Raw genomic sequence first — 19,842 nt, 5'->3', positions numbered from 1 at the left:
GGTTTCAATGGGGCGGGTGTGTTTCTGCGTGTGTGTTCAGGTTTGCAAAGTTTTTGACCTTGTTAACCTTGGCGGCCTTTGGGCGGTGGCGAGATCCTTCAGGTCGGCACGGGTGCCTATTGGAATCTAACAATGTCTGTGCATAAATAGCGAAAAACGCTAGTGTTGGTTAGCTTTAACTATTAAATGGTGTTGTGATGGATCCCTATCGTAATCCGTTCGCCCCCGGGGCTGGTTTTCCCCCACCTGAGCTTGCTGGCCGAGATGCTGTTCTCGGAATGGCTCGGATTTCCTGCGGCCGAGCAGTGAGGGGCAAACCTGCACGGTCGCTGATGCTCCTTGGCCTTCGTGGAGTGGGCAAGACGGTACTCCTGAATGAGATCGGCAATATCGCCAGACAAGAGGGAATGCTCGTTTCCCAGCTCGAAGCTCCGGAGAAAAATACACTTTCCACTCTTCTTTACCCTGAACTGCGACGCGTATTGCGTTCACTGTCGGGATTCGAAGGAGCAAAGCAAATTGCCAGCCGGGGTATGAGCGCCCTGCGCAATTTTGCCTCGATATTTAAAATCGACATCGGTGGCGTTGAGGTAGGCGTTGAGGGTGAAGAACCTGGGCTCGCTGATAGCGGCGATCTGCAACATGATCTTCCAGACCTGTTCGGTGTGATTGGCGAGGGCGCTAAAGCCGCTGGCAAGGGATGGGTGCTGCTCATCGACGAGGTTCAGTACCTCTCGGAAGGCGATCTGTCGGCACTTATCGTTGCGATGCATCGAATGGCCCAGCGCGGGTTGCCTGTGGTTTTGGTTGGGGCAGGACTACCACAGGTTGCCAAATTGGCTGGTGAGGCGAAGTCCTATGCAGAGCGACTTTTCCTCTACCCGCCTGTAGGCGCGCTGGACGAAGAAGCAGCAAAACTTGCTGTTCGAAAACCCGTCGAGGAGGAGGAGCAGACGATCGAAGACGCTGCCCTCCAAGTCATTGTCGCGCGAACGAGGGGCTATCCGTTTTTTCTGCAGGAATGGGGTTCAACTTCATGGGATGTTGCTGCCGGCCCCATGATCACGCTCGCTGATGTCGAACGCGCTTATCCAGAGACTATCGCCGGACTCGATGCCGGCTTCTTCAAGGTTCGTTATGACCGGCTTACCAAAGCCGAGATCCAGTTTGTGATGGCGATGGCCGCCCTTGGTGACGGCCCCTATCCTATGGCAGGTATCGCCAAGGTGATGGAGCGTGATCAATCATCGTTAGGCCCGGCCCGGGCCAATATCATTTCCAAAGGTATGATCTACAGCACCGACCATGGTTACCTTGATTTCACCGTTCCTCTTTTCGCGGAATACCTTCGCCGTCGTGGCGAATGAAAATCAGTGGTAGCGCCTTATGTAGTCAGCCGCCGAATTCTTTCCGAAAGTTCTGCCCCGCTTACCTGCCGGTACGCATGGATCAAGAGCATGGGCAGTACTCGATCTTGCGCTCATTGTGGAGCTGCCGAAGGCTGCGATCTTTTGATTTTGATTTTGTGTGGGAGCGAGCCTGCTCGCGAAGGCGGCCTGAATTTGACTAGGTTCCTGGAGTGAATGTAGGTTCTGACCAACGTTTGTATTGATGTCGTATATAGCCCGATCAGGATTCGGATTCGAGAAAGCTCATACCCGGGACGGTAATTTCACTATTGATTTTGATACGCAAGCTGATCATTACAAGATGTCTTTCCATGCGGTTGTTAATGATCCAGTCGCCGGCGACATAGACATTCTCGGGAGCTTTGACCTGCGTATGTAGTAGATATCCTGCAGCCTCGATGTATTGCAACCCGTGGCAGACGTCAGTCCTCTATCAATACGCTCCGCTCGGAGTGTTCCTCGTGCCTGAGGTGTATTGGCAACTGACGATCCTTGACTCGTTGTATCGATACAAGGCAGCCAGTCTGGATTTTTCGCAAACATCCATGACCTGCTCAAATTGCTCGGCAGTTGCCTCGACGCGCCACTGTAGCGTTTGGCCTGTCTGACAATTGGATGCGCCAGGCGTGATGTTCATGGATTTCAATTCATTGAGCGCTGCACTACAGTCTTTTGCCTGCTCTGCGTTATTGTCAGCCTGCGCAGGGATCCAGGCACTGAGTGCGAACATGGCAGCCGGCAGGGCGATACGCAGTTTCGAATAAAGGCTCATACAGAAGGTCCCCACAACCAGCGTTGTCAGATCGGCCACGTCAGTCCCTGAACCACAAAGAATCCATTGCAGGTGAGTTCCCGCGTGTCATTCGTGTGCTGTGCTTTGCCGGAAAATTTGTAATCTTTGAGGTCGTATCGGTACACCAAGTTACTGATTTGGGTTACCGCGATAATTGAAGAAGTTGTCGTTTCAAATTCATAGGGACGAGGATCGGCTCGATCTATGACAATCGTTTCTGAATAGCGCAAAGGGGAAGGATCCTGCGGGTAGCGAAGCGAGATGGAGATGATTCGCGCGCCCGACAAGCCGTCGTTGTGGCGAAAAGAAAAGTCGTATCCCCCTAATGCGTTGATGGAAATGGATGTGCTTGAAGTGCTGTAGCTGGTCAAGTCCAGATAATTACCGCTGATGGTGCCTTTGACATCAGTTTCAATAGAGCCGAACGCGAAGACGGCGTTGGGTACGTTTGGGTTTGCCATGAGAGCTGCCTCTGTATGATCCGAATAATGAAGAGGCAAGTCTGGGTAAAAGCGTGAACGCTGTGAACTGTAATACCTGACAGTTTTTTATTCTTGTTCGCGATAGTTATTCAGGCACAGCGCATTTTCCGAACGCTACCGACCCGCCTGTCGGAAAACTCCGGCGCATTGATCAGCGCCTGCAGGACGAACCTGTTCACAACCGCTTCCACAGGTTTATTCATTGCCTGCCAGGTTGCGCTCACAAAAAAAGGCGATGTCCCTCACGGAACATCGCCTTTTCATTACCGCCAGCTAACGCTTATTCCGGCAGCTTGTACGCAATGATGTAGTCACCCATCTTGGTGCCCAGCGAGCCGTGACCGCCAACAACGAGCAGCACGTATTGCTTGCCGTCCTTGCCGGTGTAGGTCATCGGAGTCGCTTGGCCGCCTGCTGGCAGGCGCGATTTCCACAGCTCTTTACCGGTATTCACGTCATAGGCGCGCAGGTACTGGTCGAGGGTGCCGCTGAGGAAGCCGACGCCGCCGGCGGTAACCATCGAGCCGCCCATGCTCGGTACGCCGAGGGTGAAGCCGATCGGGATTGGCGAGCTGTCGCGGCTGGTGCCGTTCTTGCGTTTCCACACGACTTTGCCGGTGGTCAGGTCGATACCGGCGACGTAGCCCCAGGCCGGGGCCTGGCACGGTACGCCCAGTGGCGACATGAACGGGTGCATGATCACCGCGTATGGCGCGCCGGTGTTCGGCTGCACGCCCGAGGTTTCGCTCTCGCGCTTGCTGCCGGCTTCGACTTGCTCGCGTGGGACCATTTTCGAGACGAAGGCCATGTAGTTCGGGCTGGTGAACAGCAGCTGGCGAACCGGATCGACCGAGACGCCGCCCCAGTTGAACACGCCGACGTTACCCGGATAGATCAGGCTGCCCTGTTCCGATGGCGGGGTGTATTGGCCTTCGTAACGCAGTTCCTTGAATTGGATACGGCACAGCATCTGGTCGAACGGGCTGGCGCCCCACATGGCTTTTTCGGTCAGTTCCGGGGCCAGCAGGTTGAGGTCCGAACGGGCCTGGGTCGGTGCGGTGTGGTCGCCTTTGACAGCGCCTTGCGGTACCGGGATTTCCTTGATCGGAATGATCGGCGTGCCGTCACGACGGTCGAGGACGTACAGGCTGCCCTGTTTGGTCGGGGCGATCAGCGCAGGTTTCACGCCGTCGGCGGTTTTCATGTCGAGCAGGGTAGGCTGGCTGCCGACGTCCATATCCCACAGGTCATGGTGGGTGAACTGGTAGTTCCAGCGCACTTTACCGGTGGCCAGGTCCAGGGCAACGAGGCCGGCGCTGAATTTCTCGGCGCCCGGGGTGCGGTTGCCGCCCCATTGGTCCGGGGTCTGGTTGCCCAGTGGCAGGTAGACCATGCCGAGTTTTTCATCGACGCTGGCCAGCGACCACATGTTCGCCGAGTTGCGGCTGTAGGTTTCGCCCGGGGCCAGAGGCTCGGTGGCGTCCGGCTTGTCGCTGTCCCAGTTCCACACCAGGTGACCGTCGCGCACGTCGAAGGCGCGGATCACGCCCGATGGCTCGTTGGTCGATTCGTTGTCGGTGACGTGACCGCCCATGATCACCAGATCACGGGTAATCGCCGCTGGCGAGGTGGAGTAGTAGCCACCAGCGGTGAACGGGCCGATGCCTTGGGTCAGGTCAACCACGCCGTTGGTGCCGAAGCCTTCGCAGATCTTGCCGGTGTCGGCGTTCAACGCAATCAGGCGGGCATCAGCGGTTGGCAGGTACAGACGACGCGGGCAGGCCTGAGCAACGGCCTGGCCGGCTTCGGAGATGACAGCGGAACCGGCGTTTTCAGACTTGGCATAGGCGGCTTCGTCGTAATACGAAACGCCACGGCAAGTCATGTGGGCGAAGCCCTTGAAGCCGACCGGGCTCTTGATCTGTGGATCGAAGCGCCAGATTTCCTTGCCGGTGTCCGGGTCCAGCGCCAGCACTTTGCTGTGCGCGGTGCAGGCGTAGACCATGCCGTTGGCTTTGAGCGGGGTGTTTTCGTTGGTCAGCTCGACCGGGTCATCGGCAGTTGGCAGGTCGCCGGTCTGGATCCGCCAGGCTTCCTGCAGCTTGCCGACGTTTTCCGGGGTGATCTGCTTGAGCGGCGAGTAACGGTCACCGAACTCGGTGCGACCGTACGCCTGCCAGTCGCCGTCCGGCATGGCCGGTGCGGTGCTGGTCATGTCCGCGCTGTCGCGGCCCAGTTCGCCGAAGGTCTCGCCCGGGTGGGTGAAGAGGCTGGCCAGAGCGGTAACGCCGGCCAGGATCACTGCGACGGTCAGACCGCCAGTGCCGATTTTCGCCGGGCCGTTGAGCAGCAGCGGACGACGGAACCACGGCAGCAGCATCACGAAACCGAGGACAAACCACAGCGCCAGACGCGGCACCAGTTGCCACCAGTCCAGACCGACTTCCCACAATGCCCACACCGTGCTGGCAAACAGCACGATGGCGTACAGGCCCAGCGCCGCGCGGCGGCGCATCAGCAGCAGGATGCCGCTCAGCGCGATGCCGATACCGGCCAGCAGATAGTAAAGCGAGCCGCCGAGCATGCTCAGCTTGACTCCCCCGGCCAGCATGGCCAGGCCCATCAGTAGAAGCAGGATGCCGAGCAGGCCCGGTAGCAGACGGCCCCGACTCGAAGCACTTTCGGTGCTCATAGTGTGATTCTCCGTGACGTTTATGTAGTCCCGCGCTGTAGTCACTTTAGATGACGATTTGGCGCAGGCATGGTTCAGATAAAAACTTGTTCGGCTAACGAAATGCATTCCTGTGGGAGCGAGCCTGCTCGCGAAAGCGGTGTATCAGGCAACACTGCAGCGACTGACAGGCCGCCTTCGCGAGCAGGCTCGCTCCCACAGGGATTAGCTGTGATCTTTAGAACGACGACTGGATCTTGATCCCGCCGATCAGGGCGTCGTCGACGTCGTTCACGCCACCGGGGTGGCGGATGTATTGCAGGTTCGGGCGTACGGTCAGCCAGTTGGTCACGTGCACGCCGTAATACAGCTCGGCGCTGTATTCGGTGTCCTGCGGTGGCAGGAACGCCGGATTGTCGTAGTCGTAGACAGCATTGGCGCGGTTAGTCATTTCGGCGTTCTTGCGATAGGCCGGGTTGACGTGCACACGAGCGAGGGCAAAACCGATGTCGTCCTTGGCGCGGGCATCGAACGGACCTTTGTAGGTCAGGCCGGCCTGCACGTAGTTGTCGATGGCGTTGGTTTTCTTGTCATGCATCGTCGCGTTGGCGAACAGGCTCAAACCGCGCGAGTGGTCGCTGGCGATGCTGGTGACCTGCTGCTGCACGCCCAGCCATACGCCGTGCTTGCTCGACGCGCTGCGGTAGGCTTCGCCGCTCAGCGCTGCCGGTTGGTCATTGCGGTCTTTATATACGTCAGAAGCCTTGGCATTGCTGTAGTAGTAACCGGCGCGGTATTCGCCCGGCAGGCCGTTGAGCTTCGGCGTCCACACCAGTTCGACCGGCAGGATCGCGCCCTGGGTGCCGCTGCCGCTGAGTTTGAAACCGTTGCCGCGATCGAGGTTCGACGGGTTCTGCTCGTAGGCGCCGATCTGCGCATACAGCTCGGGCGTCAGGTGATATTTGACCCGCAGCGCCCACTGGCTGACCGGCCAGTTGTACCAGATGCCGCCGACCCAGTTGCCGACCTGCGAGCCGCAGAAAGCGAGGTTCTGGAAGTCACAAGGGAAGCTGTTGAAGTCTTCGCCTTCGCCGAAGCGGCCGACCTTGATGTCGAGTTTCTGATCGAAGAATTTCTGCTGGTACCACATCTGCGTCAGGCGCGTGGTCTGGCCACGGCCCCAGACTTCCTGGGCGGAAGTGAAGCCGCCAACGCGTGGATCGTTGATGCGGTCGTTGCTGATGTTGTTGCCGCTGCGTTTGGTGATGGTCAGTTGAAATTCGGCGTCGTTCCAACCGAGGATCTTCTGCAGATCCAGATGGGTGCCGAGGCCGAACTGGTCGCTGTAGCGGGCAGTGCGGTCGTGGTCGTAACCGCCGTGCAGGTTGCTGCCCATTTCGCCGGTGTAATCGAGTTTGAAGTCGTAGCCTTTTTCCGCAAGTTCTGTGCGCGTGCCGTTCCAGTCACCGAGCATGTACGGTGATTCACTGTCGAAGGCCGGCGCCGCGTGGGCACAGGTCACCAAGCCAAGGGCGGTGCAGCCGCCAAGGGTGCGCAGGGCAGAGATAGCGCTGTCTCGGGAGAAGCAAAAGTCAGGCATGAAGAAGTCTTTTTTTGATGTTTTTCGAGTGCAGGCCGAGCGCTTCAGATTGTCGCAGCCAGTGAAGCGTTTCAGCGGAAGGGCGGCAGGATAATGATCTGTAACAAATTGAGAAAGCGCTTTTGCAGACATGCAGCGTTTCGGATTCGGTAACAGTGCGGCAAACGGGCGCATTGTGAGTCGGGCCACAGCCTGCGATCTTCCCGGGTTGGCCTACATTTGCAGGAAGGCCTTCCACCTGCTCTGCCCCTCGGCTAAGGTGCGCGGCTTCTGCATATCACTTCGCCCAAAGGCCCGGCATGAACGAACAATCCCCCGATCCGCTGCACGGCGTGACCCTCGAACAGATCCTCAACGCACTGGTGACTCACTACGAGTGGTCGGGTCTGGCCGAGCGTATCGACATCCGCTGCTTCAAAAGCGATCCGAGCATCAAGTCGAGCCTGACCTTCCTGCGTAAAACCCCGTGGGCGCGGGAAAAGGTCGAGCGCCTGTACGTGAAGCTGATGCGCACCAAGCGACCGCTCTGAGATGGACAGCGTGAGGCGCCGACGCCTGATCACCGGCCTGGCCGTGATGGGCTGGGCGGGGCTGGCAATTCAGCTGTACCTGATCTTCTTCGCACGATTGAGCATCGGCGCCAGCCTGCTGGGCGGGCTGGTGAGTTTCTTCAGCTACTTCACCATATTGACCAACACCCTGGTGGCGACGGTGCTGACCTGCGCGGTCACCGAGCGCGAATCCGCCGCGCGGCGCTGGTTTCTGCAACCGTGGGTCAGCAGCGGGATCGCGGTGAGCATCGCCGTCGTCGGTCTGGCCTACAGCATCCTGCTGCGGCACTTGTGGCACCCCGAAGGCTGGCAGTTTGTTGCCGACGAATTGCTCCACGACGTCATGCCATTGCTGTTTCTCGGCTATTGGTGGTGCTGCGTCCCCAAAGGCACGTTGCGCCTCTGGCACTTGCCGCTGTGGCTGACCTATCCGCTGGTTTATTTCATCTACGCCTTGCTGCGCGGGCATCTGCTCGGCGCCTATGCGTATCCGTTCATTGATGTGGCGGTGTTGGGATATCCACAGGTGCTGGCGAATGCCGGGGGGATATTGGTGGGGTTTGTGTTGGTGGGGTTGCTGATTATCGGTCTCGACCGCAGATTGTCCGCACGAAGTTGATATTCAATGTGGGAGCGAGCTTGCTCGCGAATGCGGTGTATCAGTTTGCATGGATGTTAACTGACACACCGCTTCCGCGAGCAAGCTCGCTCCCACAGGGGAATTGTGGTCAGAGGAAAATCACTCCTCGTCAGAGCCCTCGGCGCGCCAGTAGCCGACAGCCTTGATGAACTGTTCATCGAGCCCATGCTCATCGATCAGCACCCGGCGGATCTGCCGCGAGACCTTGGTCTCGGTGGCCACCCACGCGTAAAGATTGCCCTTGGGCACCTGCAGTTGTTTGACCGTCGTGAGCAGGTTGTCCTTGCCACCTTCGCGCAGCACCCAGATCACATTGAACTGCGCCGCGCTTTGCAGCACTTGCTGCTCGGCACCGTTTTCCACTTCGATCACCACCAGCGCCCGGCGATTTGCCGCCAGACCTTCGAGGCGGCGGGCGATGGCGGGGAGGGCGGTTTCGTCGCCGATCAGCAGGTAGCTGTCGAAGATGTCCGGCACGATCATCGAACCGCGCGGCCCGCCGATATGCAGGAACTGCCCCGGTTGCGCCTGCTCGGCCCAAGTCGAGGCAGGGCCGTCGCCGTGCAGGACGAAATCGATGTCCAGCTCCATTTTTTCCAGATCGTAACGACGCGGCGTGTAGTCGCGCATCTCGGGCATCGGTCCGTTGTCCTTGCCGGCGCCGAGTTGCAGGGTTTCCAGCGCGGCGGCCTGTTCGGCGTTCTGCGGGAACAGCAGTTTGACGTGATCGTCCGTGCCCAGGCTGATGAACCCGGCCAGTTCCGGCCCGCCGAGGGTGATGCGGCGCATGCGCGGGGTCAGGTCGGCGACGCGCAGCACTTCAAGCTTGCGCCGTTTGATTTCGTGCATCACGCGGTGAATGGTTTGGTTATCGACTGCAGTCATTCGGCTTTCTCCGTGGCAGGTTGAACGGCAGGGCCGTCGACGATGGCTTTGGCGGTGTCGTTGAGCAGGTCGCGCACGCGCAGGATTTCCTCGGCGCTCCAGCGCCCGTGGTGCAGCTGCAAGGCATGGCGCAGGTTGTGCACCGCTTCGTGGATTTCCGGCGGGCGATCATGGCCGCGCAGCGAGCGCTTGCTGACGTCGATGCGCATGCGGACGCCGTCGAGCGCCACCGCTTGTTCACTTAAAGACAAACGACCGGCGTCGGTGACGCTGTAACGCTTTTTGCCGGCCTCGGCATCACCGGCGATCAGGTCGCTTTCTTCCAGAAAGGTCAGGGTCGGGTAGATCACCCCGGGGCTGGGGCTGTAGGCGCCGTCGAACATGCCTTCGATCTGGCGGATCAGGTCGTAACCGTGGCAGGGCTGCTCGGCGATCAGCGCCAGCAACAGCAATTTCAAGTCGCCGGGGGCAAAGACTCGCGGGCCGCGGCCGCCGCGTTCGCGACCGGGGCGCTTCTCGAAGCCGTCGCGGCCATCGCCATGCTCGCGGTGGGGGGAATGATGGTCTCTCATTTCGCTTCTCTCTCGTCGTGTTTAGATACAACTTAAGATATATCTTAAGCGCTGTGCAAGACGTTTTTAGCCTCTGGCGCCGCTCGACGGACGAGCGGTCGGCGTGAAAAAAGCCACAAAACTCTTCCCGATCAAAAAATAAAAAGGGGTGACCTTAAAGTTAAAGTTATCGCTCTAGTTGTGCTTGAGTATATATTCTAATTTATCGCAAGTTGCCGCGTTAAAGCGGCTAAGTTGCTGTATGGTTTTTTGCCTGTAACTGTGTGTAGGGCGCAACTTACAGCGAATGTTGCAAGTATCTGTTTTTTGTTCTTTTTTCTGGCGGGGTGTGGGGTTGTTTAACTACGAGTTTGTCGGAAGTTGCCTGCTTACATTCCAGAGGCAACAGTCGATGATGCCGGGCATTGAAAGTTCAAGTTGCTTCAGCGGTCGACGAGCAAAAGGTTTATGAACTTTCAATGACACCCCCTTATATAAAGCAAACAGGTACTGAACGATGTTCAAGAAAATCGCAATCGCTGCTCCACTGGCTCTTCTGGCAATGTCCTCCACTGCCTTCGCTGCGGGCGAGGCGTCGCACTCCATCAGTCTTGTCGCCACAGTGCCAACCACCAGCTTCTTTGTGGTGCCGGTCGACCCTGATCTGGTCAACAAGGACCAGGACATGAGCTACAACCCTGCCACCGGCAAAATGACCGAGGTCAAAGGTTACTTCGACGTACGTAACACTGACGGCTCCGTTCACGCCAGCCTCAATGGCATCCCTATGCTGCAATCGGGTGTCGATCAGATTGCCCTGGACGTTGAATTCAACGGCAAGATTCTTACCCAAGTGCCACAAATGGTTGTGGGTGAAGATGAATCCGACAGTAGCTACCGCGCATTGCTGAAAATCGCTCCGCGTGCCAGCTCCACATACGCGCCGGGTGATTACACCGGAACTATTGCAATGGTTTTCGATGCGGTACCTCCGGTCGGTTCGCGCTGATCGCATGATCGCCTGCTAGACGCCCACCTTCGCCGTGGGTTTGACCGACGGGGCAAACATCCGTGTTTGCCCCGACGGACTTTCATTGTCTGAAAATCAGAGTACGAGTTCATGTTCCCGATGACACCCATCGCGGCTGCGCTTGCGCTGTTGTTCTGTGCCAGCGCAGTCATGGCTTCCGACGCCACCGGTACCACGCCACGCAGTTTGCTGGCGCAGGCCAAAGGCTTGCCGGCGGATTTCGAGGAGCATTTTTTCGATGTACCGCTGGCGGTGCGGGTCGAAGTCGATCAGCAGCCGCTGGGCGAAGCCATGGTGGTGCTGTCGCGAGATGACCGCATCACGCTTCTCGAATTCACCGATACCAGCGAAAACCGCTTTGGCCCGGCCGAGCGGGAAAAGTGGGCGACCTACCTCAAACCCGGTGTGCCTCTGGGCGCGTGCAGCGGTTCGTGTCCCGATCAGTTTCTGGCGGTGCACTACAACCTGCAAAGTTCGCTGGTTTCGATCCTCACTGAAAATGCCGAGCGCGATGTTCAGGCCAAGCGTTATTACGAGCAACCCGACGGCGGCAGTCGTGGCCTGATGGTGCGCAATCAACTCAATCTCAATGGCGGCCAGGATCAGGATCTGGGTGGGCGCTTCGGCCTGGAAGCCAGTTCCAGTCTGGGCAACTGGAGCCAGACCCTCAACCTGCAAATGGCCCGGCTCGGCGGTCCTGATACCAAGCTGTATCACGCCGTGCATGAACTGCACACCCAGCGCGAACTGCAAGGCAGTTTCTTTCGCCTGGGCTATTTCACCCCCAATTCCGAAGGGCTGATGCGTCAGCCGCGCACGTTCGGCACCAGCCCCGACACCGCTGTAGGCCTCATGTATGGCAGCTCCGACAGCCTGGCGATCAACACGCCGATGCCGAGCGTGTATCCGATCTACGTGACCGCCAATCGTCAGGGGGCGGTGGAAATCTGGCGCAATGGTTTGCTGATCAACACGCAATCGGTGCCCGCCGGTCTGCAGTCGCTCGATACGCGGCCGCTGCCGGGTGGCATTTACGAGGTGGAGGTTCGCCTGATCGAGGACGGCCAGATCACCTCCACCACGCAGGAACTGGTCTACAAGCCGAGCAACTGGCGCAACCTCGATGAGCGCTGGCGCTACAACGTATTTGCCGGCGAAGAAAGCAAACTGTTGAGTAACTGGGACAAGCAAAGCAGTGGCAGCCCGACCGCCGGTGCATCGCTCAACTATCTGTTGCATCCGCGGGTGATTCTCGGCGCTTCGGCGCGGCAGATTCGCGAAAAGCTGCAGTACGGCACATCCATCGACTGGACGCTGGCCAACCACCTCAGCCTGTATGCCAATGTCTACAAGACCGAGGATTACGGCACCGGTCTGGATCTGCAAAGCCTTTACAACTACGGCGCGGGCAGTCTGGTGATCAGCCACAACCGCAGCTGGCTCGACACCACCAACACCTACGAAACGCTGCCCGACGGCACACGCGTTCGTCCGCGTAACGTGTTCGTCGGCCAGACCAGCAATTCATCGCTGGCGCTCAATCATCGGGTGAGCAGCAAGAGTTCGGTCAATGCCCGGGTTTCGCACAGCGAAGGCAATGTCGAAGGCATGGGCCTGGATCTGGGTTGGACCCAGCGCACGGTGCTGCTGGGCAGTGATGCCAGTTGGCGCCTGTCGGTCTTTGATCGTCCGGGCAGTTTCAGCAGCGGCGATGCGCGCAATCGCGGGATCGATCTGAGCATCAATCTGGCGCTCGGCGCGCCCGGTCAACAGCTCACCGGCAGCATCGGCTCACGCACCGCCCGTGATGGCAAGCGCGACAACAACGCCTCGCTCGGCTGGCGCAAGGATTTCAAGGATCACGTGCTGCAAAGCGTCTCGGTCACGGCGCTCACCGATACCTACGGCCTCGGCATGTCGAGCCTGGCCAATTTCCGCACCGATGCGGTCAACGGCGATGGCTTTATTCAACGCTCGTCCTACAACGGCAATTTCACCGGCGGCCTCAACCTCGACAGCACGCTGGTGGTCGGTGGCGAGCAGATGCTCATGACCAATCACAGCGAAGTGCGCGGCGCCGGGATGATCGTCGATGTCGAATCGGACATCGACGACATCGTCCTGCGTGCCGACGACTATAGCGGGAGCAGCGCTGCCTTGAAGCCGGGGCGCAATTTCATCCCGATCACGGCCTATCAGAACAGCTCCGTGAGCTTCGACTTCGAGGGCAACAACGTGCCCGCAGCGACCATCGAGCCGGCGCGCACTCGCTATCACCTGAACAAGGGCGGGGTGGAGTATCGCAAGATCCGTGTGATGAAAACCCTGACAGTGCTCGGTCGCCTGATCGATGAAGCAGGGCGGCCGCTCAAGGGCCATCATGTGATCAACCATGCCAGCCGTGGCGTCACCGAGGTCGACGGGTTCTTTTCAATGGAGATGAACGCCGGTTCGCCGACCCTCGAAATCCGTCGCGATAATCGCTTGCTGTGTCAGTTCCGCCTCGATGCCAACCAGTACCGCAGTGAAAACAACGTCCTGATGATAGGCGATCTGCGCTGCACGCCAGACACCGTGGCCGACGTCGGTGTCACCGCGCAGAAGGCGGGCTGAACCGATGACCAGGTCCACATTTGGGCGACACGCGCACCAGCAATATCAGCGCTATCCGGGAAGCCGACGTATGAACGTGCACGCCGGCGCCTTGTTCCTTTTTTCATGGAGTTGAAGTGATGAACCGTGGTTTTTTGCTGGGCGTGCTCAGCGTGTTTTGCCTGACGGCGCAGGCCGGGCCGCAGATCAATGTCGGTACGGTGTACGACTATATGGATGGCGACAAGAGCACCTATCTGAAACGGGTGTTCAACAGCGGGGATGCCACCGCGTTCGTCAAGGTAAACGTTCTGGAGATTGTCTACGACGCCGACGGCACGCCGAAGGAAATCCCGGTTGAGAACGCTGCCGACGGCGCTTCGCGCAACGGCCTGATGGCCAGCCCGGCGCGGCTGATCGTCCCGGCCGAGGGCATGCAGGGCACCCGCTTGCTGTACATGGGTGAACGCGATCGCGAGCGTTACTTCCGCGTGCGCTTCGTGCCGGTGGTGCCGGAAAAGGAAGACGAGTTCGCTGTCAGCCAGGAAGAACGGGAAGACTACAAAAAGGCACTGACGGCCGGGGTCAACGTGATGACCGGTTTCGGCACGGTGTTCTTCGTACGGCCCAGGGAAACCCGGTTTGCCACGACGATCAATGAAACCGACAGCCGCTACGAACTGCGCAATGACGGCAACACCGTGGTGATTGTCGACGAGTTCAGAGACTGCTCGTTGAGCGACGAAACCGACTGCGGTGTGACCACCAAACACCATGTGCTGGCGGGCAAGACGTTCGCTTTCGACAAGGAGAAGGGCCGTGGGTACCGCTTCTTCCTGATCGAAGGCAGCGAGAAGAAGAACCTGACGGTCAGCAGCCGCTAGGTCTGCTTTTCATTGACGCAACGGGTAACCAACATGATCAAGCAATGCACCGTCGTCGCGCTGATAGCCGCGGCGGCTCTGGCCAGCGATGCGGCCTGGGCGGCTCGGGAAGCACACACGTTCGAAGTGACAGTGGAAGTGCCGAACCGATCGTTCTACATCATTCCCGCGGTGCCGGACTGGATTCACCGACCGCAGCGGCTCGACTGGAATCACTCGACCTCAAGCCTGAGCAGTGTGCGCAAGTACTTTGATGTGCGTCACGACACCAGTGCGATTGAAGCGCGGCTGGAGTCCGCGCCCTACCTTTCGAACGGTCGGCCGGCAGACGATATCAGTCTGCGCGTGACCTTTAACAAGGTGGAGCTGAGCGCCGAGATGGCGCCGCGCGAGGTGGTGTCGCAGGCCGAGGCCGCTGCGGGGACACGGGTGCTGCTGCAGATCGACCCGATCAGCCCGGAGGGCGGCTACCGCCCCGGGGATTACGCCGGCAACGTGCTGTTGCTGTTCAGTGCCCGAGCGCCCGGCGAGTGAGATGGCTCGCGCAATGCTGGTATCGAAGTATTTTCTGGAGACCACCCATGATTTTTTCTAGCGCCCCGGGCATCCGCCCATGGATCGGATTGCTGTTGACGTTGTTCAGCGCTGCGGCAGTGGCCGAAGTGCACAACATTGATGCCACCTTCGAGCCGGACTTTGCCAATCCGCAAAAAAATCAGTTCAAGAATCAGACCCCATCCCAGGGGTTCTGCCGTCAGGTACCGGCAACGTGCGAGTCTTTGGGGCTGTTCAGCCTGATCGCGCAAATTCCGTTCGCCGCCAATGCACCGATTCAGGCCAACCACGCCGATCCGCGCCAGGGTGGCATGGCCAAAGTGCCGTCCGACTGGAGGACTGTTTCGGTGACCAACGCTGCCGGTGATAGCCACGTTGTCGAGGTGAGAATCGCCGGTGTTGGTCACGAGGCGGGCTTCCCGTTGTCGGTCGTCGAGCTGACCGGAGGCGGCTGGTGGGATGACTTGTGGGAGGGCGGCGGCTGGGTCTACGCTCCGCCACCATGTCTGAGTGTCGGTACCCATACAGCGGGATATCATGGTTACAACAGCTTCTGGAGAGTTCCGGAAGGGGCGGGGGTCTGCGCCAAGAAAGCTCTGTTCGATATCCCGCTTGGCATGAGCTATCAATATTTCGTCTTTGCCTACGAACTGCGCACGCCGGATCCGCTGAAAATGGATGCTGGCGACTACACCGGTGCCATTACCTACACCGTCGGTCCGAACATGGATTTCGACATGGGCGATGTGATGATCCCGAACGACTCGATTCTGACCCTCAATTTCAATTTGAGGGTTACGCACACCATGAAGGTCGATATTCCTCCCGGCGGCAACCGCGTGGCGCTGCAACCGGTGGGCGGTTGGCAGTCGTGGCTGAACGAGGGCCGCAAGCCGACCCGGCTGATGCGTGACCAGACGTTCAATATCTCGGCCTCGAGCCGCTTCAAGATGAACATCGAGTGCCAGTACGTCTTCGGCAACGACTGCTTGATACGGGATTCGGGCACCGGCCATGTGGTACCACTGGAAGTCAGCGTCAGCCTGCCCAACGGGCTGACCGATGGCGCCGGACAAGCGGTCAATCGCCGGCGATTGCTGATCGATGGCACGGGCACCGAGTTGTTTCAGCCGAGCTTTTATCTGGACCGCAAGGTGGGCACGCTGCATTTCGAAGTGGCCCGCGATGCGGTGGAAAGAATGATCAGGGAAGGGGAAGCGCGCACCTATTCGGGCAATGTCACGGTGATCTGGGATTCAGAGGTAGGTTAAGCGCGATTCCGGTCAAGCAGCCCATGTGAGTCTGGCTGCGTTCAGACGCTCGATCGGGCCCCAGCGTCTTGCGCGGCTGCACGGGGCCAGCCTGGCAGGACTCCTCGCGGTCTTTGCGACAGAAGCAAGAGCAGTAATGCGCTGTCATCCGGACAGGATTGCCAACTGCGCCGGCCCGGTGGTAACCACGGGTGGATTTTCCGCCGGACGACATTGCGAGTCACTGCCCGGTTGCAGATACGGCGTGAGAATCGGCGCCATGCCTTTGAGCACTTGCGTGGGCAGGGCCGAGGTGAACTTGAAGTTCTCCGCCGAGCGCCCCGGGACGAACGCGGTAAGCGTGCCGAAATGGTGATCGCCGATGTAGAACACGAAGGTCGCCGTGCGGTTGATCGACTTCGAACTGATGATCCGCCCGCTGGAGCCGATCGCCGCAATGCGGTTGTCGCCGGTGCCGGTCTTGCCACCCATGGCCAGCGGCGTGCCGTCGGGCAGTTTGAAACTGCCCGACAACCGTTTGGCGGTACCGGCATCGACCACTTGCGACAACGCCTCGCGCATGGCCCGGGCCACTTCCACCGGCATCACGCGTTTACCCACGTGCGGGTCGTTGACCAGTCTGGTTTCGTACGGCGTATCGGCGGCGAAATGCAGGCTGTCGATGCGCAGCGTCGGCATGCGTACGCCGTCATTGAGAATGGTGCCGATCAGCTCGGCGAGCGCGGCGGGACGGTCGCCGGAACTGCCGATGGCGGTGGCCAGTGACGGCACCAGGTGATCGAACGGGTAGCCGACTTTTTGCCAGCGCTGATGAATGTCGAGGAACGCTTCGATCTCGAGCATGGTGCGAATGCGGCTGTCGCGCGCGCCTTTGTGCCGGCTCTTGAACAGCCAGCTGTAGACTTCCTGGCGCTCGAAATGGCTGGCCTTGACGATCTCGCTGAAGGTAGCTTCCGGGTGATGCAGCAGATAACCCATCATCCACAGATCCAGCGGATGCACCTTGGCGATGAAGCCCTGATCAGGCAAATCGTAACTGCCGGGCCCATAGGCATCGTAGAGGCGGATCAGGCGGTCATCGGTGAGTTTCTCCTTGAGTTTGGCGCCTTTGAGGTGGGCGCGAACAAAGCTGTTGAAGTCTTCCTGGCTGGCATCCGGCAACAGATAACGGTGCACCGCCGCCATGCGAATCGGCGTCGGGCGGATGCTGTCGAGGAAGGTTTCCAGGCGCGCCTGGGTGTCCTTGTTCTTGTACTTCTTCCAGAACTTGAGCAGGAACGAGGTGCCTTCGCGGTCGGCGAAACTGGCCAGGTATTCCTGGCGGCGGGGGTCGCGGTCATCCTTGAGCAATTCGCCATTGGGGCCTGAGTAGGTGGTGTAACGGACGATGTCGCGCATCAGCCGAATGAACGGCAGGTTGATCGACTCGCGCAGTGAATCGCGCAGAGTCGGCAGGCGACCGTTGTCCTCTTTGCGGAAGTTGTTGAATCTGTGCAGGCCGCCGCCAGTGAAAAACGCTTCGCCGGGGCTGGCCGAATATTTGCGATCCAGCGCGGCGCCGAGCAGCTTCGACAGATCGTGATCCTTGTTCTGGATCAGGTAGTCGATGACCCAGCGGCTGAGGCGGTCCTGATCCGGCACTTCGACTTTCTTCAGTTCTGGCCCGCCCATCGCGCCGTATTTTTCGTGCAGCTCGGCGACGATTTGCAGGTACGTGGTCAGCACACGCATTTTCGCCGTGGAGCCGAGTTCGAGCTTGCTGCCTTCGTTGATGTCGAACGGCTGATCGGTGCTGTCGGTCTGCACGCGTACGCGCGAGCCGTCCGGGGTCAGTTCGAACAGGGTGAAGCTGTAGCGCACTTGCGTGGTGCTGGTCGGCGTCAGCAGGCGTTCACCGAGCAGGCCGATCTCTGCTGCGTAGGCCGGATCGGCGAGTTTTTTCAGATAAGCCGTGGCCTGGGTTTGCAGATCGCCCTGCAGGGTGCTGGTGGCTGACAGGTCGAGACGATCGAGGTCGTAAAGCGGCCGGTTGAGCATGCTCGCCAGGCGGCTGCGGGCAACACTGATGCCCTTGTTGGTTTCAATCGGCTGCATCGTTGGCTGGGTCTGCCAGTCACGGTAGGACACGGTGCTTGCCAGCGCGGCGTCGGCCAGAGCGCTGTCGATCACACCGTTCTGCTTGAGCAGGCGCAGGTGGCTGTCGGTGAGGCTGGCCAATTCCTCGCGGCCCTTGGTCAGGTAATGCGAAGGACGGCGCTGGGCGATCATCAGCGAAAGCATTTCACGCAAGGCCAGGCCTTTGGCGGCCATGGTCTGCGGATCGGTCTTCGGGCTGTTCAGTTGCTCGTTGGCCTTGTTGAAATCACTGCCGTACCAGACTCGCAAACCTTCGGCCATGCCGTGCACTTCACCGTGGCCAGGTACCGCCGAGAGCGGCACGCTGTTGAGATAGTCACGCACGATGTTCTGCCGCGAACCTAGAGTCTCTGGGCCATCCTGGTAGGCGCGCACGCTGGCGGAAATCATCTGGCGGATCTTCTCCGCGCCGGACACGGTCAGGCCATCGGGCGAGTGGCGATACTTTTCCAGTTGCGTTGCCAGGGTACTGCCGCCGGCCGATTGCCCGGGCAGGCGCAGCAGTTTCGCCACTTGCGACCACGCGGCCATGCCGAAGCGCGGCCAGTCCACGGCCGGGTTGGCCAGCGGTTGTTTCGGATCGAGGAGAAAGCGGTTTTCGATGAACAGCAGGCTGCTGACCACCACCGGCGGAATCGCCGCGAAGTCGGCATACAGTTGCTGCGGATAGTTGTATCGATACAGCGGCGCGCCTCGGCAATCGGTGATCGACAGCCCGGCCTGAATTTTTTCCGAATACGGCACGAACAGGCCTTTGTCGGTGTAACCGAGCAGGGCGGGGGAGAAGCGCGTTTGCTCGGTGATCACGTAATTGCGCTTGAGCAGGCGTGGCAGGAATTCGTCCAGGGAGCTGTAACCCAGGCGCAGATCGAATGGGCCGTTGCCCGGATAACGAATCGCTTCGCTGGGGCCGGGTTCAAGTTTGTAGGTCAGCGAGGCGGCGTACTGGCTCAGCTCCCGCGCCTGAAAGCGCGAGGTGCGCATTTCCTTGGACGCAGCGAGTCCCACCACCACCGCAATGATCAAAAACAGCAACCAGAAAGCCTTCCACCCGTGCCGGTTGCGACGGGGTTTTTCAGGGACAGGCGCTTCATTCACACTTTCAGTCTGAACCACGGTTTTACTCGAATCGGTTTGCCACAAAGCGCCCATAGTCGACTGATCCATTCACGCAGATTGATCGGACTTGTCTGAAGCTTAGACGGTGGTTGAAGCCGGTGAAAAAAATGTGAAGAGCGGAGCCGGCGCTTTGTCTGAATAAAACTGGAACAAACACTGTGGCGAGGGGATTCATCCCCGCTGGGCCGCGAAGCGGCACCAAAACCTGCCACCACGGTTTCTACAGGCACACCGCGTGTAAGAAAGTTGCGCCTGCTGCGCAGCCGAGCGGGGACTCCCTGTGGCGAGGGGATTCATCCCCGCTGGGCTGCAAAGCAGCCCCAAAACCTGCCAACACGGTTTCTACAGGCACACCGCGTGTGAGCAAATGGCGACTGCTGCGCAGCCGAGCGGGGATAAATCCCCTCACCACAAAGATACTGTTCACATCCCGGGATGTTGTCTGTGTTGAGGAAAGGATTCCTGTGGCTAGCAGATTTATCAGTCTTGCAGGGATTCCCTGTGGCGAGGGGATTCATCCCCGCTGGGCTGCAAAGCAGCCCCAAAACCTGCCACCACAGTTTCTACAGGCCCACCGCATGTGAGGAAATTGCGCCTGCTTCGCAGCCGAGCGGGGATTCCCTGTGGCGAGGGGATTCATCCCCGCTGGGCTGCAAAGCAGCCCCAAAACCTG

General features: G+C 59.4%; 15 protein-coding genes and 1 pseudogene. 8 read left to right on the top strand and 8 right to left on the bottom strand.

Translation table 11 applies throughout. The features are described from left to right. Window positions 1-197 precede the first annotated feature (197 nt). Window positions 198-1,367 (top strand): ATP-binding protein, encoded by a 1,170-nt coding sequence (locus tag D8U82_RS13940; RefSeq protein WP_130902366.1) that lies wholly within the window; start codon window positions 198-200, stop codon window positions 1,365-1,367. A gap of 475 nt (window positions 1,368-1,842) precedes the next feature. Here D8U82_RS13940 and D8U82_RS13935 read toward each other — a convergent pair whose 3' ends face one another. The 4 genes from D8U82_RS13935 to D8U82_RS13920 all read right to left on the bottom strand — a co-directional run bounded on the left by D8U82_RS13935 (window position 1,843) and on the right by D8U82_RS13920 (window position 6,955). Then, window positions 1,843-2,220, bottom strand: a complete 378-nt coding sequence (locus D8U82_RS13935) for a hypothetical protein (protein ID WP_125925668.1) — start codon at window positions 2,218-2,220, stop codon at window positions 1,843-1,845. Next, complete coding sequence (locus D8U82_RS13930) at window positions 2,208-2,663, bottom strand: hypothetical protein (protein WP_125925667.1); 456 nt, start codon at window positions 2,661-2,663, stop codon at window positions 2,208-2,210. Before D8U82_RS13930 ends, D8U82_RS13935 begins: the two co-directional genes overlap by 13 nt. 301 nt (window positions 2,664-2,964) lie before the next feature. Further along, the gene (locus tag D8U82_RS13925; RefSeq protein WP_073473247.1) at window positions 2,965-5,376 is read right to left on the bottom strand and encodes a glucose/quinate/shikimate family membrane-bound PQQ-dependent dehydrogenase; all 2,412 of its coding nucleotides are present in this window, start codon (window positions 5,374-5,376) and stop codon (window positions 2,965-2,967) included. A 217-nt stretch (window positions 5,377-5,593) separates the two neighbouring features. Further along, a complete protein-coding gene (locus D8U82_RS13920) occupies window positions 5,594-6,955 on the bottom strand; it encodes a carbohydrate porin (RefSeq protein ID WP_130902365.1) in 1,362 nt (453 codons plus the stop codon). 299 nt (window positions 6,956-7,254) lie between these two features. Between D8U82_RS13920 and D8U82_RS13915 the strand changes: the two genes are divergently transcribed. Beyond that, complete coding sequence (locus D8U82_RS13915; RefSeq protein ID WP_016773359.1) at window positions 7,255-7,485, top strand: VF530 family protein; 231 nt, start codon at window positions 7,255-7,257, stop codon at window positions 7,483-7,485. A 1-nt stretch (window position 7,486) separates the two neighbouring features. Beyond that, window positions 7,487-8,125, top strand: a complete 639-nt coding sequence (locus tag D8U82_RS13910; protein WP_130902364.1) for a Pr6Pr family membrane protein — start codon at window positions 7,487-7,489, stop codon at window positions 8,123-8,125. A gap of 9 nt (window positions 8,126-8,134) precedes the next feature. On the opposite strand, the pseudogene D8U82_RS28475 reads toward D8U82_RS13910, so the two are convergent. From D8U82_RS28475 to D8U82_RS13900, 3 genes and pseudogenes are all read right to left on the bottom strand, one after another. After that, window positions 8,135-8,221 (bottom strand): annotated as a pseudogene (locus D8U82_RS28475) (metal ABC transporter ATP-binding protein); the annotation flags it as partial. Window positions 8,222-8,245: 24 nt separating this feature from the next. Then, complete coding sequence (locus D8U82_RS13905; RefSeq protein ID WP_130902363.1) at window positions 8,246-9,031, bottom strand: siderophore-interacting protein; 786 nt, start codon at window positions 9,029-9,031, stop codon at window positions 8,246-8,248. Continuing rightward, a complete protein-coding gene (locus D8U82_RS13900; protein WP_016773362.1) occupies window positions 9,028-9,603 on the bottom strand; it encodes a PadR family transcriptional regulator in 576 nt (191 codons plus the stop codon). Before D8U82_RS13900 ends, D8U82_RS13905 begins: the two co-directional genes overlap by 4 nt. 496 nt (window positions 9,604-10,099) lie before the next feature. Here D8U82_RS13900 and D8U82_RS13895 point away from each other — a divergent pair, with 496 nt between their 5' ends. The 5 genes from D8U82_RS13895 (at window position 10,100) to D8U82_RS13875 (ending at window position 15,914) form a co-directional block, all read left to right on the top strand. After that, the gene (locus tag D8U82_RS13895; RefSeq protein WP_130902362.1) at window positions 10,100-10,591 is read left to right on the top strand and encodes a CS1 type fimbrial major subunit; all 492 of its coding nucleotides are present in this window, start codon (window positions 10,100-10,102) and stop codon (window positions 10,589-10,591) included. A gap of 111 nt (window positions 10,592-10,702) precedes the next feature. Next, window positions 10,703-13,225, top strand: a complete 2,523-nt coding sequence (locus tag D8U82_RS13890; RefSeq protein ID WP_130902361.1) for a CS1-pili formation C-terminal domain-containing protein — start codon at window positions 10,703-10,705, stop codon at window positions 13,223-13,225. 119 nt (window positions 13,226-13,344) lie between these two features. Continuing rightward, window positions 13,345-14,088 (top strand): molecular chaperone, encoded by a 744-nt coding sequence (locus D8U82_RS13885; RefSeq protein ID WP_122611907.1) that lies wholly within the window; start codon window positions 13,345-13,347, stop codon window positions 14,086-14,088. A gap of 33 nt (window positions 14,089-14,121) precedes the next feature. Then, entirely contained in the window at window positions 14,122-14,622 is a 501-nt protein-coding gene (locus D8U82_RS13880; protein WP_016773366.1) for a CS1 type fimbrial major subunit, read from the top strand. Window positions 14,623-14,669: 47 nt separating this feature from the next. Further along, on the top strand, window positions 14,670-15,914 hold the full coding sequence (locus tag D8U82_RS13875; RefSeq protein ID WP_130902360.1) for a hypothetical protein: 1,245 nt from the start codon (window positions 14,670-14,672) through the stop codon (window positions 15,912-15,914). A 144-nt stretch (window positions 15,915-16,058) separates the two neighbouring features. On the opposite strand, the gene D8U82_RS13870 is transcribed toward D8U82_RS13875, so the two are convergent. Further along, entirely contained in the window at window positions 16,059-19,202 is a 3,144-nt protein-coding gene (locus D8U82_RS13870; RefSeq protein WP_130902359.1) for a transglycosylase domain-containing protein, read from the bottom strand. Window positions 19,203-19,842: the final 640 nt, after the last annotated feature.

It is taken from the genome of Pseudomonas sp. Sample_23 (assembly GCF_004307595.1).
Lineage (GTDB): Bacteria > Pseudomonadota > Gammaproteobacteria > Pseudomonadales > Pseudomonadaceae > Aquipseudomonas > Aquipseudomonas atacamensis.
This window is presented reverse-complemented; position numbering and strand designations above follow the sequence as displayed.